Genomic DNA, 15,336 nt, shown 5'->3' with positions numbered 1-15,336 from the left:
CGGTTACATTCAAGCTTGCAGGGCCGATCAAATAACCGCTTATTCAGGGGGCGGCAAACGGTAAATCCGCTGTGGGCGGCCCACCTTGCCGTAAATGATTTCTGCGCGTAGCTGTTGTCTGGCGGTGCAAAACTCCAGATAGCGGCGTGCAGTTGTGCGGCTTAACCCCATTTTTTGCGCAACGCTTTCAGCCGTGTGGCTCTCCGAAGGCGTCTCAAACAAGGCGCGGATTTTAACCAGCGTCAACTCATCGATGCCCGCTGGCAATGCCGTCTGAGGCTCACCACGGGCATAGGTATTGAACATCTGATCGATACGACGTTGATTAAGGCGTGCCTTATCCTTCAGCGCCTGGTGCCGCTGGCTAAAGCGTACCAGCGTGTGGGTCAGACGATCATAGGCCAGCGGTTTGATCAGGTAGTCAAACACCCCATGGCGTAATGCTTCGGCGACGGTGTCCATATCGCTGGCGGCGGTGATGAATACGATACCGCCGGTATACCCGTTCAGCGTCAGTTCGCGCAGTAACTCAATACCCTGGCCGTCAGGCAGGAAGTTATCCAGCAGGATCAGATCCGGTTTGAAGCGGTCGGTCATCATGCGGGCCTGCGCCAGGGTGCCGGCCAGCCAGATTTGCCGGCAACCGCCGTTCTGCCGGATAAATTCTGCATGCATCTCCGCCAACGGCGTTTCATCTTCAACGATCAGTATGTTCAACCATTCCATAGTCAACCTACGATTGAAATAAATATGCTAAGTAAATGTAAGTGAATTGCACCATCAAATAAAGATTTTCTCAGTAATAAACACCATAAAAATAATTAAGTAAATAAAGAACATTAAATAACTTATTAACCGAAAGGTGTTTGTGAAATAGGTCAATAATTCGCTATTTTTTTCTGTTTACCATTGTTTTATTAAATGCTGCTTACGATTTTATCTTCATGGTTTTTAAGGTTTTAATTGCCTTTAAAAATGTTAATTCACATTATTTTTTGTATTTATTTTGTTATTTAATAGTTAACCCAGAGAGCGTGTTATGTTGGGCGATACCGTATTTAATCGAGTCAAAAGGTCAGATCACAAAAGTATCGCGCAGATTAATGCTTTCCTGCGCAGTAACGATCTGAATATTGACACCACGGTTGAAATATTTATTACCGTTACGCAAAACGATAAGTTGGTCGCCTGCGGCGGCATTGCAGACAATATTATCAAATGCGTCGCCATCAGCCCGCAAATGCGCGGTGAAGGGCTGGGGCTGACGCTGGCAACCGAGCTGGTGAATCTGGCGTATGAACGCCATCACACCCAACTGTTTATCTACACCAAAATACAAAATGAGCCGCTGTTCCGCCAGTGTGGTTTCTACCCGATTGCCCAGGTGCCGGGCATCGTGGTGTTGATGGAAAATAGCCCGTGCCGTTTAAAACGCTATGCAGCACAGTTGGCAGAGCAGCGTCGGCCGGGCAATACCCTTGGCAGCATCGTAATGAACGCCAACCCCTTTACGCGCGGGCATCAATATTTGGTGCGCAAGGCGGCAGAAAAGTGCGACTGGCTGCACCTGTTTTTAGTGAAGGAAGACACCTCACGTTTCAGCTACGAAGACAGACGGCGGTTGGTGTTGGCGGGCACGGCGGACATTCCCAATCTGACCGTGCATGAAGGCTCCCAGTACGTCATTTCACGTGCCACATTCCCCTGTTACTTCATTAAAGATCAGGGCATTGCCGACGACTGCTACACCGAAATCGATCTGAAGATCTTTCGTCAGTATCTGGCACCCGCGCTGGGTATCACCCACCGTTTTGTCGGCAACGAACCCTTCTGCGCCGTCACCGCAAAATACAACCGCGATATGCGCTACTGGCTTGAAACCCCAGCCTTGCCCAGCCCGCCTATCACGCTGGTAGAAATTGAGCGTTTGCAATATCAGGGCGTGGCGATCTCCGCCTCTTGGGTCCGCAAACTGCTGGCCGCGGGCGACTTTCACGCTGCCGCGCCGCTGGTTCCGCCAGACACCCTTTACTACCTGCAAGATTTGCAAACGCAGCGCCGGGCCAAACCGACGGCAAAACCCTTTGAATCCGCACAATCAGGTGAAAGATGAAAATTATCCGAGAAGCAATGGCCGGCACGCTGGAATCCAGTGATGTCATGGTACGCATCGCGCCCGCAGAGGGGCCGGAACACGATCTGCTGATCGCCAGCAGCGTGGAAAAACAGTTCGGTGAAGCCATTCGACAAACGCTGCTGGAGGTGTTGCAGCACTACCAGGTGGAGCCGGTGCAGGTAATGGTTGACGACAAAGGCGCACTGGACTGCGTGCTGCGGGCCCGGCTGGAAACCGCGCTGATGCGCGCCAGTGACAATGGTCAATTGCCGTGGGGGGTGCGCAATGAAAACGCTGAATAAACACCGCGTGCGCCGCAGCATGCTGTTCGTGCCCGGTGCCAATGCGGCGATGGTAAGCAACGCCTTTATCTATCAGGCCGACGCGCTGATGTTTGATCTGGAAGACTCGGTAATTCTGCGCGAAAAGGACGCGGCACGGCGGCTGGTGTATCACGCGTTGCAACACCCGCTGTATCAGGAAGTGGAAACCATAGTGCGCGTTAATGCACTGGATTCTGCCTATGGGCTGGCGGATTTACAGGCGGTGGTACGCGGCGGGGCGGACATCGTGCGCCTGCCGAAAACGGACAGCGCACAAGACGTGGTGGACATGGACCGTGAAATTGCGGCTATCGAGGCCGATTGCGGCCGCCCGGTGGGCAGTACCGGTCTGCTGGCGGCGATTGAATCGGCGGCGGGTATCACTCAGGCGGTGGCCATTGCCCATGCTTCGCCACGCCTGATAGGCATCGCGCTGGGGGCGGAAGACTACGTGCGTAATTTGCGTACCGAACGTTCGCCAGAGGGCATTGAACTGCTGTTTGCGCGCTGCTCGCTGCTGCAGGCGGCACGGGCTGCCGGTATTCAGGCCTTCGACACCGTGTATTCCGACGCCAATAACGAGGCGGGTTTCTTGCAGGAAGCGGCGTTGATCAAACAGCTTGGCTTCGACGGCAAATCTCTGATTAACCCTCGGCAGATTGAACTGCTGCACAACCTGTATGCGCCTACGGCCAAAGAAGTGGCCCATGCCCAGCGGGTGGTGGATGCCGCTGCAGCGGCAGAACAAGAAGGGCGTGGGGTGGTGTCGCTCAACGGCAAAATGGTCGACAGCCCGGTGATTGAACGTGCGCGGCTGGTGTTGCAGCGCGCAGCGCTTTCCGGCATTCGCGAAGCGTCGGCTCAGCACGGGGAGGAAGCATAATGAAACGTCAACAACGACTGATGACTCTGAATAACCTGGCGGATCTTCGCTGCTATCAGGATGTCTCCAAGGCCAACCAACAGGCGCGCAAGCCGCGTGATATCAAACGCTGCGACACGCTGGAACAGGCGGTGCGCCGCAGCGGTTTGCAGGACGGCATGACCATTTCTTTCCACCATGCGTTTCGCGGCGGCGATCTGGCGTTGAATCAGGTCATGGAAACGCTGGCGGCGATGGGCTTTCGTAACCTGACGCTGGCCTCCAGCTCGCTGAGCGAATGCCATGCGCCGCTGGTGGGTCATATCCGTAATGGCGTGGTGAACCGCATTTACACCTCCGGCCTGCGCGGTCCGCTGGCGGATGCCATTTCGCGCGGCCTGCTGGCCGAGCCGGTGCAAATCCACTCCCACGGTGGCCGGGTAAACCTGATCGAATCCGGTGAGTTAACGATAGATGTCGCTTTCCTCGGCGTGCCGGCGTGCGATGAATTCGGCAATGCCAATGGCTACAGCGGCGAAGCCTGCTGCGGCTCGCTGGGCTACGCCAAAGTGGATGCCGACGCTGCGGGCACCGTAGTGCTACTCACTGAAAAAATCGTGCCGTACCCGCATCATCCGGCCAGCCTGGCGCAGGATCGGGTTGATCTGATCGTGCAACTCGAGCGAGTGGGCGATGCCGACAAGATTGGTGCTGATGCGACGCGGATGACCTCCAACCCGCGTGAATTGCTGATTGCCCGCCGTGCCGCTGAGGTCATCGCCGGCTCCGGCTACTTTACGGAAGGGTTCTCGCTGCAAACGGGTACCGGCGGTGCCTCATTGGCGGTGACGCGTTTTCTGGAAGACAAAATGCGCGCACGCGGCGTGCGGGCGGGTTTTGCGCTCGGTGGCATCACGTCGACCATGGTGGATTTGCATGAAAAAGGGCTGATCGCCAAATTGCTGGACGTGCAGAGCTTTGACCGCGCGGCGGCGATGTCGTTAGCGCGTAACCCGAATCATATCGAAATCAGCGCCAACCAATACGCCAATTTCAGCTCGAAGGGGGCCTCGGTCGATCGGCTTGACGTGGTGGTGCTGAGCGCATTGGAAATCGACACTGGCTTTAACGTCAACGTGCTGACGGGCTCCGACGGCGTGCTGCGTGGCGCCTCCGGCGGTCACTGCGACACCGCCGCGGCTGCGCGGCTGGCAATCATCGTGGCGCCGCTGGTACGTGGCCGCATCCCAACGCTGGTAGAGCAGGTGACCACCTGTGTGACGCCGGGTTCCAGCATTGACATTTTGGTTACCGATCACGGTATTGCCGTTAACCCGGCGCGACCGGAGCTGGCACAGCGGCTGCAAGAGGCTGGGCTGCCGGTGGTTGGCATCGACTTGCTGCGGCAGCGCGCGCTGTTGCTGACCGGTGAGCCGCAGCCGATCACCTTTACCGACAAGGTGGTGGCCGTGGTGCGCTACCGCGACGGTTCGGTGATCGACGTGGTGCATCAGGTGGCGGAGTAACCCTATGTCTCGTGTCCCGCCCGAACTGGCGGCCAACCGCGCAGTGAGCCTGCCGGAACTGCTGACCAGTCGCGAATGCCGCCAGGCCCGGCAACAGGCCTGGCTGTCGCAACATCAATCCACACTGCTGGTGCTCACGCTGGTGGTGCCTGGTGCGATAAAAGACAGCGGGCTGACGCGCAATATCTTCAACCTGGGGTGGCTGGCGCTACAGCAAATGTGGCGCCAGCAGGGTTGGCAGTGCCTGCATGCAGAAACGCTGGCGCTGTCTACCGGCTGCGAAGGTTTTATGGCGCTGCACGCCGATGCCCAACGGGTAAAGGACTGCGCCATTCAACTGGAGGTGCAGCAGCCTATAGGCCGCTTGTGGGATATCGACGTTCTGGACACGCAGGGACGCATTTTGTCGCGTCGCAGCCTGGGATTGGCGGAACGCCGCTGCCTGTTGTGCAGCCAACCGGCCAAAATCTGCGCCCGTCAGCGGCGGCACAGCAGTGACGAGTTACTGCAAGAAATGGAAAGGATGCTCAATGATGCGCTCTCACCCCGTTGATCACGCCAGCTGCACGCCTCAACCCGCGGTTAGCGGCTTCGCTCATACCGCCTACCGTGCGCTGTTGGTGGAAGTGAACCTGACACCCAAGCCGGGGCTGGTGGATCGCCATAACAATGGTGCCCACCGGGACATGAATATTGGCCATTTCTACCGCAGCGCCCGCGCTATCGGCATCTGGCTGCCGCGTTTTGTCCGTCAGGGGCGTGATGATGCATGTCGTCCGGTTGCCGAGCAGCTCCTACGGCTGCGCCCACTCGGCCTGGCCTGCGAAAACCACATGTTCCAGGCCACCGGCGGCGTTAACACCCATAAAGGCAGCGTATTTTCGCTCGGCCTGTTGTGTACCGCTTTCGGTCGCTTGTCCCAGCAGCAAAAAATCATCGACGCCGCCACTTTGTGCGCCGAAGTGGCGGCAATCTGCCGCGGTTTGGTGAGTAGTGAACTGCAACAGCACAACGCATTGCAGACCGCGGGGCAAAGGTTATTTGCCCTGCACGGCCTGAGCGGTGCGCGCGGCGAGGCTGAATCCGGCTTCGAACGGGTGATTAACGGCGCGCTGCCGTTGTATCTGCAGCGCCTGAGTGCCGGGTGCGATGAGCAGACGGCGCTGATGGACAGCTTGCTGTGGCTAATGGCCAACAACGATGACACCAACGTGGCCTCGCGCGGCGGTATCGAAGGCTTGCGCTGGTTGCAACAACGTGCCGCTGGACTGTTACAACAGGGGGGCGCGCAGGGTGAACAGGGTATGGCGCGTCTGCGGCAGTTCGATACGGACTGCATCGTACGCAACCTCAGCCCCGGTGGCAGCGCCGACCTGTTGATCGTCACCTGGCTGCTGGCTCAGTTACCGAACTAAAAACAATAACTCGTCTTCAGGAGGATCTTATGTCCGAAACCAAGGAAAAAATCTGGAAAGCGCTAACGCCTCTACTGGTGTTGGCGATCCTGCTATGGATACCCACGCCCGACGGTATGCCGCCGCAGGCATGGCGTTATTTTGCCATCTTCGTGGCGATGATTGTCGGTATGATCCTGGAGCCTATTCCGGCGACGGCGATCAGCTTTATCGCCGTGACCCTGAGCGTGCTGAGCGCCAACTGGGTGCTGTTTGGTGCGCAGGAATTGGCAGAGCCCGGTTTTAAAGCCGGTAAAGAGGCGCTGAAATGGGGGCTGGCAGGGTTCTCCAGTACCACCGTCTGGCTGGTATTCGGTGCGTTTATTTTTGCACTCGGGTATGAAGCTACGGGGCTGGGACGACGCATTGCCCTGTTTTTGGTTAAGTTTATGGGCAAACGAACGCTGACGCTTGGCTATGCGGTGGTGATCATCGATATCCTGTTGGCACCTTTCACCCCATCCAACACTGCGCGTACCGGCGGTACGGTTTTCCCGGTGGTGAAAAACCTGCCGCCGCTGTTTGACTCCTTCCCTAACGATCCCTCTTCGCGGCGCATCGGCGGTTACCTGATGTGGATGATGGTAGTGGGTACCAGCATCAGTTCCTCAATGTTCGTTACCGGTGCCGCACCCAACGTGTTGGGGATTGAGTTCGTCAGTAAGATTGCCGGGGTGCATATCAGCTGGATGCAGTGGTTCCTGGCGTTCCTGCCGGTTGGGCTGTTGCTGTTGATCATCGCGCCGTTGATCTCCTATTACCTGTACAAACCGGGTGTAACCCACAGTAGCGAAGTGGCGACCTGGGCGGATACCGCGTTGGGTGAAATGGGCAAGTTGACGCGCAAGGAATACACGCTGATTGGTTTGGTGCTGCTCAGCCTGTGCCTGTGGGTGTTTGGCGGTAAGGTGCTCGACGCAACAACGGTTTGCCTGTTGGCGGTCTCGCTGATGTTGGCGCTGCACGTGGTGTCCTGGAAGGAGATCACCAAATACTCCAGCGCCTGGAACACACTGGTTAATCTGGCGACGCTGGTGGTGATGGCCAACGGCTTAACGCGCTCCGGTTTTATCGACTGGTTTGCCCAGACCATGAGCACCCACCTGAACGGCTTTTCGCCCAATATGACGGTAGTGGCGCTGGTGCTGGTGTTCTATTTTGCTCACTACCTGTTTGCCAGCTTATCCGCACACACCGCCACTATGCTGCCGGTGATCCTGGCTGTCGGCAAAGGCTTGCCGGGGGTACCGATGGAGCAGCTCTCGATGTTGCTGGTGTTGTCGATCGGTATCATGGGCGTACTGACACCCTACGCGACCGGCCCAGGGGTGATCATCTATGGCTGTGGCTACGTGAAGTCGAAAGATTACTGGCGTATGGGCGGTATTCTCGGCGTGGTGTATATCGCGGCTCTGCTGTTGATCGGTTGGCCAATCATGCGTTTGTGGCTGTGATGTCCTAAATTCTCAGCGGCCATCGGCGTATGGCCGCTGAGCAGACCTGTGCCTGTGATGCCCATCACACACTTTCAGCGTTAACCTCTCCATCATAGCGAAGCAATAGCTAACACATTAAAAATAATCATAATCCTGGAGCCTCTGCGGATGAAAATAAAAACCTTATTGCTGTGCTTGCCGTTATTAATGACCGGGACTGCCCTGGCGGAAACCAACGACTATCAGCTGGAACAGGTATTGGTGATGAGTCGCCATAACCTGCGAGCCCCGCTGGCCAACAACGGCAGCGTGTTGGCGCAATCCACGCCTAAAGCCTGGCCAGCCTGGGAGACGCCGGGTGGCCTGCTGACCACCAAGGGCGGGGTGTTGGAAGTGTATATGGGGCACTATTTTAATGCGTGGCTGAAGCAGGCCGGGTTACTGCCGCAGGAAGGCTGCCCGACCGCCGGCAGCGTTTACGTCTATGCCAACAGCTTGCAACGCACGGTCGCGACCGCGCAGTTCTTTACCAACGGTGCTTTCCCGGGTTGCGATGTCGGCGTGCATCATCAGGACAAGATGGGGGAGATGGATCCGACCTTCAACCCGATCATCACTGACAATAGCGAGGCGTTTAATCAAAAGGCGCTGGGTGCCATGAATGCCGAACTGGCCTCGTTGAAACTGGACGCAGCCTATAAGCAATTGGAAAAAATCATTGATTATAAAGACTCCAGCGCTTGTAAAACCGACAAGCACTGCGATCTGACCAAAGAAGCCAGCAAAATGAGTGCGGTACCGGGTAAAGAGCCGGGCGTGGCCGGGCCGCTGCGAGTGGGTAACTCGTTGGTGGATGCCTTTATGCTGCAATATTACGAAGGCTTCCCGATGAAGGAGGTGGCTTGGGGCAAAATCACCACGCCACAGCAGTGGAAGCAGCTGGCGCAGTTGAAAGACGGCTATCAGGATTCGCTGTTCACCTCGCCGGTGGTGGCACAGAACGTCGCCAAGCCGCTGCTGACCTACATCAATGGCGCATTGATTGGCGAACGCAAGCCGGACTCGCCGAAGGTGACGGTGCTGGTGGGCCACGATTCCAACATTGCGTCCTTGCTGTCGGCGATGGAGTTCCAGCCGTACCAACTGCCGCACCAATACGAGAAAACGCCGATTGGCGGCAAGCTGGTGTTCCAGCGCTGGCACGATAAGAAAAACGATCGCGATTTGCTGAAGATTGAGTACGTGTATCAATCTTCCGATCAGTTGCGTAATGCCACCCCGCTGACGCTGAAAACCCCTCCGCAGCGCGTGACAATGGCGTTAAAAGGTTGCCCCGTTGATAAACAGGGCTACTGCGCCTGGAGCGACTTCGAAAAAACCATGAAAGACATTCTGTAATCCTGCCGTTCCTCTCCTTCGGTTGCGGGGGAGAGGAATAATCATTGTTGCCCTTGGGTTCGGCGTCTAAAATTAGCGGTCGGCGTACTCACCATGGATGACACGTGTTCTCATCTTTTATCCCCAGCATTGAATGGTTGCACCTGAACGATTATCCGGGGCAGGTCGCGCGCTGCCGATTTTCATTGGCAAACTATCAGGACAGCTGTTTCGCTGATATAGGCATGACGATCCCCGATCATTTAACGAAAGCGGTGCCAAAAAGGCGGGCTGAGTATTTGGCCGGGCGTTATTTGGCGCGGGCATTGTTGGCGCCGCAGGGATTTGCTGATTTCACCTTGTTGCGCGGTGAAGACCGTGCGCCGCAGTGGCCACCGGGTATTGCTGGCGCTATCAGCCATAATGCGGATACTGCGCTTTGCGCCGTGCATCTGGAGCCTGGGTTGGGGGGGGTAGGTGTAGATGTCGAAACGCATATGCCCACTGCGCGGGCTGAAGAACTCTGGGGGGCTATCGTGAGTGAAGCAGAGTACGACGTGATACGCACTCTGCCATTGCCCTTTAACCATGCGTTGACGCTGGTATTCTCTGCCAAAGAAAGCCTGTTTAAAGCCTTGTATCCGCAGGTGCGCAGCTATTTTGATTTTCTCGATGCGCGGCTGGTGGCACTCGATACACAACGCCAGGCCTTTGAGTTAGAACTGCTCAAACCGCTCACACCGTCTTGCCATATCGGCCGCCGTTTCAGCGGGCGTTATTGGCAAGACGGTGACGACGTCACAACCTTTATTTTTGTATAAATTACAATTTAATCAATTGATTAAGTGCGTTGCACTGTCACGTCAGGCGCTAGATCCGCCTTCTGCGCAACAGATGGCGGGCACCTTCCGACACCAATAACAGCACCGCCAGCCAGATGGGGATATAGGTCAGCCATTCATCCCGGCCGATGCTCTCGCCCAGCAACAGTGCCACTACCACCAACAATACCGGTTCCACATAGCTCAGCAGACCGAACAGGCTGAACGGCAGCAGGCGGCTGGCGAGGATATAGCATATCAGCGCAGCGGCGCTGATGACCCCCAGCAACGGAATTTGCCAATAGAGTGTTGGGCTGATACTCAGCGCCGCCAACGGCCCGTCTCCGCCGAAGGCGAACCCGGCCGCGACAGGCAGCATCAACGCCAGCTCACACCACAACCCACCAAGATTATCGGTGCCGAAACGGCGGCGCAGAATAAAGTAAACCGGATAGCCCAGCGCCACCACCAGTGTGGTCCAGGAGACGCCGCCGACCTGATAGAGTTCATTACCGACGCCAATAATGGCGCAGGCTACCGCCAGTTTTTGCAGCAGCGAAAGCCGGTCACGGAATATCAAGCGGCCTGCAAGCACCATTGTCAGTGGCAGCAGGAAATACCCGAGCGAGACCTCCAGCGCTTTGCCATGCAGCGGTGCCCATAAAAACAGCCAGAGTTGAACCCCCAACAACGCCGAGCTCAGCGGCAAAAACAGCAGGCGGCGCGGCCGTTGTTTTATCCAGCGTAGCGTCTCGTTCACCCTGCGCCAGTCGGCGGAAAACACCATAAACAGCGTTAAAAAGGGGACCGTCAACAGCGTCCGCCAGCCAAAGACTTGCTCGCCGTTGAGCGGTGTGAGGGTCGACGTGTAGTAATACATCACGCCGAACAATATCGAGGCGATGACGGAAAGCACTATCCCTTTGATCACAAGCATCCTGAAAAGTTATTGATTTGATTGCCGGTACTCTAGAGAAGTTTAGCGCCGACAACAATGCTGCGTATCACACTGGACAATCGCCGATGACGGGGTAGAATTGATACTGTGTATTAATACAGGTGTTTTACAATGACGCTCGATCTTTTTGAAGACGCTGTACCGCCGCCGTGGCGCGAACAGATCGCCCCGGGTGCGGTGGTGATGCACGGTTTTGTGCGCGATCATGGCCCGGCGTTGCTGGCTGCGGTTAATGGGGTGATCGCCCAAGTACCCTGGCGGCATATGACCACGCCGGGCGGCCACGTGATGTCGGTGGCAATGAGCTGGTGCGGTAACGGCTGGAGTAGCGACAGCCGCGGCTACCGCTATTCTGAACGTGACTCGCGCAGCGGTAAACGTTGGCCACCGATCCCGGATATCCTGATGGCGCTGGCAGATGAAGCGGCGCAACAGGCGGGCTTTGCCCCCTTTGTACCGGATTCTTGCTTAATGAACCGCTACGGTCCAGGCAGCAAACTCTCATTGCATCAGGACAAAGACGAGCATGATTTTGGCTCGCCGATCGTCTCCGTTTCACTGGGGTTACCGGCGGTGTTTCAGTTCGGCGGCATGCAGCGCAGCGATCGGGCTCAGCGCATCCCCTTGGCGCACGGCGACGTGGTGGTGTGGGGCGGTCCGTCACGCCTGTGTTTTCACGGCATAATGCCGATCAAAGAGGGCTACCATTCATTGGTGGGGCCACACCGTATCAATATCACTCTACGCAAGGCGCTTTAGCTGTGGCTCTTTAGCCAGACACGCGACCAGATAGTCGATAAACACCCGCAGCTTGGGTGGCAGGTGTTGATTGGGCGCATACAACAGCCACAGGCCACCGTGGTAACTGCTGAGGAAGTCCCATTCCGGCAGTACTTGCACCACCTCACCGCTGTCCAACGCCTGTCGGGCCGTAAAGTACGGCAGGCTGCCAATGCCAATATGCTGTTTTACCGCATCCAACCTTACGCCAGTATGGTTAGCGGCATAGCGACCGCGCACATTGACCGCTACCGTTTTACCGGCTCGTCGGAACTTCCAGCGGGCATCGTTGGGGGTTTCCCCCAGGTAAATGCAACTGTGGTGCGCCAGATCTTGCGGGTGTTGTGGCGTGCCATGCTGCGCCAGATAGGCGGGCGTGGCACACAGGAGGTGTTCGATAGTCATCAACTGCCGGCCGATCAAGCCGGGTGACGGCCGCTCGGTAATGCGCAGAGCCAGATCGACCCGATCGTCAATTAAGTCCATATAACGGTCTTCCAGCCGCAGGCGGACGTCCACCTTGGGATAACGGCGTAAAAATGCCGGTATATGCGGGTGCAACACAAAGCGGCCCACGGCCTTGGGCACGCTGACGCTGATCAGCCCCTCTGGCTCTACCGTCCCGCGTCCGCTGAATTCCATCACCGATTGGGCGGCGTCCAGCATGCTGCGACAGCGTTGAAACACCTCTTCACCTTGCTCACTCAGGCGTAGCTTGCGCGTTGTGCGGTGCAGCAGTTGTAATGCCAACGCCTGTTCCAATTTGGCCAGGCTACGGCTGGCGGCAGAAGGGGAAGTGCCTAATCGGCGAGCGGCGGCGGAAAAACTGCCGCTCTCTACGACCTGAACAAATACAGCCATTTCGGCCAGCAGCGAATGAGAGAGATTTGTGCTCACAGCGCAAAGGTCCATTGTAATGTTGACGGATTATCCTTTGATTATGGCACGAATATAATAGGCTCCCTATTCAGGAGAAAAACCATGACCGAACGGCTTTATTATTACAGCGACGACTTACAAGGCGAAGCGCAGGTGCTGGCCTGCACCCCGATTGAAGAGGGTGGATACGCGATAGAGCTGGACGCCACGCTATTCCACCCGCAAGGCGGTGGGCAACCGGCCGACGGCGGTCAACTTGGTACTGTCCCGGTATTACGCGTGGCACAGCAGGGCGACAAAGTGCTGCATTTTACCGCTGAACCCTTGCCCACAGGGCCGGTGAAGGTACAGATTGAGGGTGAACTGCGCCGATTGCATACCCGTTGGCACTCTGCCGGGCACCTCATCGGTTGGTTGGGTGAAACGCGTGGTTGGCAACCGGTGAAGGCACACCACTGGCCAGGCGAAGGGCGGATCACCTTTGCACCGGGCGCGGAGCCGCAAACGTTGGATCAGGATTTCCTGCAAGCGGAACTGGCGCGGCTGATTGCGGCAGATTTACCGCGTAAGCAAGTGGCGGTTGATGGCCTGCGTCAGGTGGGGTTTGGCGCGTTGCCGACCTATGGCTGCGGTGGTACCCATGTGTCTTCGCTGGCCGCGCTCGGCACCGTCAACATCACTGCGCTAAAAGTGAAAAAAGGGCAACTGATTGTGCAGTACGAATTGGCTTAAAACCCTTTCCGGGCGGCTATTTTGCCGGCCCGGCCTGCCGTAGCATGGTGCAGAAGGCGCACTGGCATCCCGCCTGCGGCAGCGCTGCGCAGGTGCCGATGTTGAGTGCTTGCGCGTCCATTGCGTGAAAACCATAAAATATATTCTCGATATTATTTTCCGCTGTGCGCGCCTGTTCTGGCTGCGGTTCAGGCACTTTGGACTGAAACGCGTCTGCCCGTCCGGCCAACAGACCAAGGAACAGCAGCGAAAGCTGAATCTTCATTTTGCATCTCCCGGTTTGGTTTCTGATACGTTATAACAAAACACCCTTTCTGCCAACCGTCGTCGCCTTGTGCATTTTCCACCATTGGTTAGCGAAATTAGTTCGTTCAACTCACCGCCGATTTGGTTTGTTATCTAACCCATAACATTCCGAAATAAAGAAGGCGTGACATACGATGTTTAATTTCTCTTTCAATAGATTAACCAGCGGAATAGCCGTGGCACTGGGCTTGCTGACGGCCATGACACCGGCACTGGCGTCGGTGCAGGGCGGCACGCTTGTCTACCTGGAACAGCAGGCGCACACCAACCTTTATCCGCCTTCCGGCGGCTTCTACCCCAACGGCGGCATCCTCAACCAAATCACCGACAAACTGACCTACCAGAATCCAAAAACGCTGGAGATTGAGCCGTGGCTTGCCGTGTCCTGGAGCAGCAACGCCGACAAAACCGAATACACGTTCAAGCTGCGACCGGGTGTGACGTTCTCTGACGGTACGCCGTTGGACGCCAACGCAGTGGCGAAGAATTTCGATACCTATGGCTTGGGCAACAAAGAGAGGCGTTTGCCGGTATCCGAGGTGATCAATAACTACGATCGCAGCGAAGTGATCGACCCGCTAACCGTCAAACTTTACTTCAAACGCTCATCGCCGGGTTTTTTGCAGGGTACCGCCACCATTGGTTCCGGCCTGGTTTCTCTCAGCACCTTAAACCGTAACTATGACGAGCTGGGCGATGCGCGCCATATTATCGGTTCCGGCCCGTTTGTGGTCAGCGGCGAGACGCTGGGACGCGAAGTTGATCTGAGCGTGCGCAAGGATTACCGGTGGGGCCCAACCAAACTGGCCCAGCAAGGGCGCGCTAATCTGGATAGCATTAAAGTGATCGTAACCGGTGAAGACAGCGTGCGTATTGGTGCGCTGCAGGCCGGGCAGGCGGACTTTATCCGCCAGATCCAGGCCTACGACGAGAAGCAGACGCAAGATCAGGGCTTCATTATCTACGCGGCCCCAACGCGTGGCGTCAATGACAGCGTCGCCTTCCGCCCGGACAACCCATTAGTGAGCGATCTGCGCGTGCGTCAGGCGTTGCTGCACGCCACGGACAGCAAACAGATCGTCGATACGCTGTTCTCGGTTAACTACCCGCAGGCCAAATCGGTGATTGCCTCTTCCGCCGCCGGTTTCGTCGACCTGTCCGCCAAGCTGAGATTCGACCCGGAGCTGGCCAACCGTTTGTTGGATGAGGCAGGCTGGAAAAAGGGCAGCGACGGCCTGCGTGAGAAGGGCGGCAAAAAACTGCTGCTGAACATCTATGAATCGCTGCCGCAGCCGCAGAACAAAGCGGTGCTACAGCTCGTTTCGCAGCAGTGGGGCAACGTGGGGGCGCGGCTGAACATTCTGGCAGGCGACGCTGGCAGCAAGGTAGCCGATAACCTGGATCCACAAAAAACGCCTGCGGCGGTAGTGGAAGTGGGACGGGCGGATCCCGACGTGATTAAAAGTCAGTTCTACCCGACCAACCGTGATGCGTTGTTGCAGCAAGGTGGGACGGGCAAAAACAGTACGTTCAACGATGACAAGCTAAACGCGTTGCTGCTGGGTATCGCTTCTGAGGTGGACGCACAAAAACGCCTGCAAATTGCCGGCGAAGCGCAAAACTACCTGCTCGATCAGGCCTATGTGATCCCGTTCTTCGAAGAACCGCAGGTGTTTGCCGGCGCGCCTTATTTGAAAGGGATCAGTTTTGAAGCTGTCGGCCGCCCGAGTTTTTACGGCGCCTGGTTAGAGAAACACTAAGGGGGC

At 56.8% G+C, this 15,336-nt stretch carries 16 protein-coding genes; 12 read left to right on the top strand and 4 right to left on the bottom strand.

The window, feature by feature from the left end; translation table 11 throughout:
• Positions 1-39: 39 nt before the first annotated feature.
• Positions 40-726 carry a two-component response regulator DpiA gene (gene dpiA, locus AC2FCQ_RS19100; RefSeq protein WP_209635947.1) on the bottom strand — a complete coding sequence of 229 codons (687 nt, stop codon included), beginning with the start codon at positions 724-726 and terminating at the stop codon, positions 40-42.
• Positions 727-1,039: 313 nt separating this feature from the next.
• Here dpiA and citC point away from each other — a divergent pair, with 313 nt between their 5' ends.
• From citC to AC2FCQ_RS19055, 9 genes are all read left to right on the top strand, one after another.
• A complete protein-coding gene (gene citC, locus AC2FCQ_RS19095) occupies positions 1,040-2,113 on the top strand; it encodes a [citrate (pro-3S)-lyase] ligase (protein WP_490308852.1) in 1,074 nt (357 codons plus the stop codon).
• Entirely contained in the window at positions 2,110-2,418 is a 309-nt protein-coding gene (gene citD / locus AC2FCQ_RS19090) for a citrate lyase acyl carrier protein (RefSeq protein WP_209635944.1), read from the top strand. Before citC ends, citD begins: the two co-directional genes overlap by 4 nt.
• Positions 2,402-3,322, top strand: coding sequence for a citrate (pro-3S)-lyase subunit beta (citE, locus tag AC2FCQ_RS19085; protein ID WP_209635942.1), 921 nt, complete (start codon positions 2,402-2,404; stop codon positions 3,320-3,322). Before citD ends, citE begins: the two co-directional genes overlap by 17 nt.
• Entirely contained in the window at positions 3,322-4,827 is a 1,506-nt protein-coding gene (citF, locus tag AC2FCQ_RS19080) for a citrate lyase subunit alpha (protein ID WP_490308853.1), read from the top strand. Before citE ends, citF begins: the two co-directional genes overlap by 1 nt.
• 4 nt (positions 4,828-4,831) lie before the next feature.
• Positions 4,832-5,380 carry a citrate lyase holo-[acyl-carrier protein] synthase gene (gene citX / locus AC2FCQ_RS19075; protein ID WP_209635938.1) on the top strand — a complete coding sequence of 183 codons (549 nt, stop codon included), beginning with the start codon at positions 4,832-4,834 and terminating at the stop codon, positions 5,378-5,380.
• A complete protein-coding gene (gene citG, locus AC2FCQ_RS19070) occupies positions 5,361-6,242 on the top strand; it encodes a triphosphoribosyl-dephospho-CoA synthase CitG (RefSeq protein ID WP_490308877.1) in 882 nt (293 codons plus the stop codon). Before citX ends, citG begins: the two co-directional genes overlap by 20 nt.
• A gap of 29 nt (positions 6,243-6,271) precedes the next feature.
• Positions 6,272-7,735, top strand: coding sequence for an anion permease (locus AC2FCQ_RS19065; RefSeq protein ID WP_209635936.1), 1,464 nt, complete (start codon positions 6,272-6,274; stop codon positions 7,733-7,735).
• 150 nt (positions 7,736-7,885) lie between these two features.
• Positions 7,886-9,115, top strand: a complete 1,230-nt coding sequence (gene agp, locus AC2FCQ_RS19060) for a bifunctional glucose-1-phosphatase/inositol phosphatase (protein ID WP_209635934.1) — start codon at positions 7,886-7,888, stop codon at positions 9,113-9,115.
• A gap of 104 nt (positions 9,116-9,219) precedes the next feature.
• Entirely contained in the window at positions 9,220-9,915 is a 696-nt protein-coding gene (locus AC2FCQ_RS19055) for a 4'-phosphopantetheinyl transferase family protein (RefSeq protein ID WP_490308854.1), read from the top strand.
• Between the two features lie 49 nt (positions 9,916-9,964).
• Here AC2FCQ_RS19055 and rarD read toward each other — a convergent pair whose 3' ends face one another.
• On the bottom strand, positions 9,965-10,846 hold the full coding sequence (gene rarD / locus AC2FCQ_RS19050) for an EamA family transporter RarD (protein WP_209635930.1): 882 nt from the start codon (positions 10,844-10,846) through the stop codon (positions 9,965-9,967).
• A 138-nt stretch (positions 10,847-10,984) separates the two neighbouring features.
• Between rarD and alkB the strand changes: the two genes are divergently transcribed.
• Positions 10,985-11,632 (top strand): DNA oxidative demethylase AlkB, encoded by a 648-nt coding sequence (gene alkB, locus AC2FCQ_RS19045; protein ID WP_490308855.1) that lies wholly within the window; start codon positions 10,985-10,987, stop codon positions 11,630-11,632.
• On the opposite strand, the gene AC2FCQ_RS19040 is transcribed toward alkB, so the two are convergent.
• Positions 11,615-12,550 carry a LysR family transcriptional regulator gene (locus AC2FCQ_RS19040; protein ID WP_265554145.1) on the bottom strand — a complete coding sequence of 312 codons (936 nt, stop codon included), beginning with the start codon at positions 12,548-12,550 and terminating at the stop codon, positions 11,615-11,617. The genes alkB and AC2FCQ_RS19040 overlap by 18 nt on opposite strands.
• A gap of 84 nt (positions 12,551-12,634) precedes the next feature.
• Here AC2FCQ_RS19040 and AC2FCQ_RS19035 point away from each other — a divergent pair, with 84 nt between their 5' ends.
• A complete protein-coding gene (locus AC2FCQ_RS19035) occupies positions 12,635-13,264 on the top strand; it encodes an alanyl-tRNA editing protein (RefSeq protein ID WP_209635923.1) in 630 nt (209 codons plus the stop codon).
• A gap of 16 nt (positions 13,265-13,280) precedes the next feature.
• On the opposite strand, the gene AC2FCQ_RS19030 is transcribed toward AC2FCQ_RS19035, so the two are convergent.
• Positions 13,281-13,529: a hypothetical protein gene (locus tag AC2FCQ_RS19030; protein WP_490308856.1), complete on the bottom strand. Its 249-nt coding sequence runs from the start codon at positions 13,527-13,529 to the stop codon at positions 13,281-13,283.
• Positions 13,530-13,770: 241 nt separating this feature from the next.
• On the opposite strand from AC2FCQ_RS19030, the gene AC2FCQ_RS19025 reads away from it, so the two are divergent.
• Positions 13,771-15,330 (top strand): TIGR04028 family ABC transporter substrate-binding protein, encoded by a 1,560-nt coding sequence (locus AC2FCQ_RS19025; RefSeq protein ID WP_490308878.1) that lies wholly within the window; start codon positions 13,771-13,773, stop codon positions 15,328-15,330.
• Positions 15,331-15,336 lie beyond the last annotated feature (6 nt).

This window comes from Serratia sp. CoH_134_PS_4 (assembly GCF_058190535.1).
Note: the sequence above shows the minus strand (reverse complement) of the source record. Positions and strands in the feature narration are given on the sequence as shown.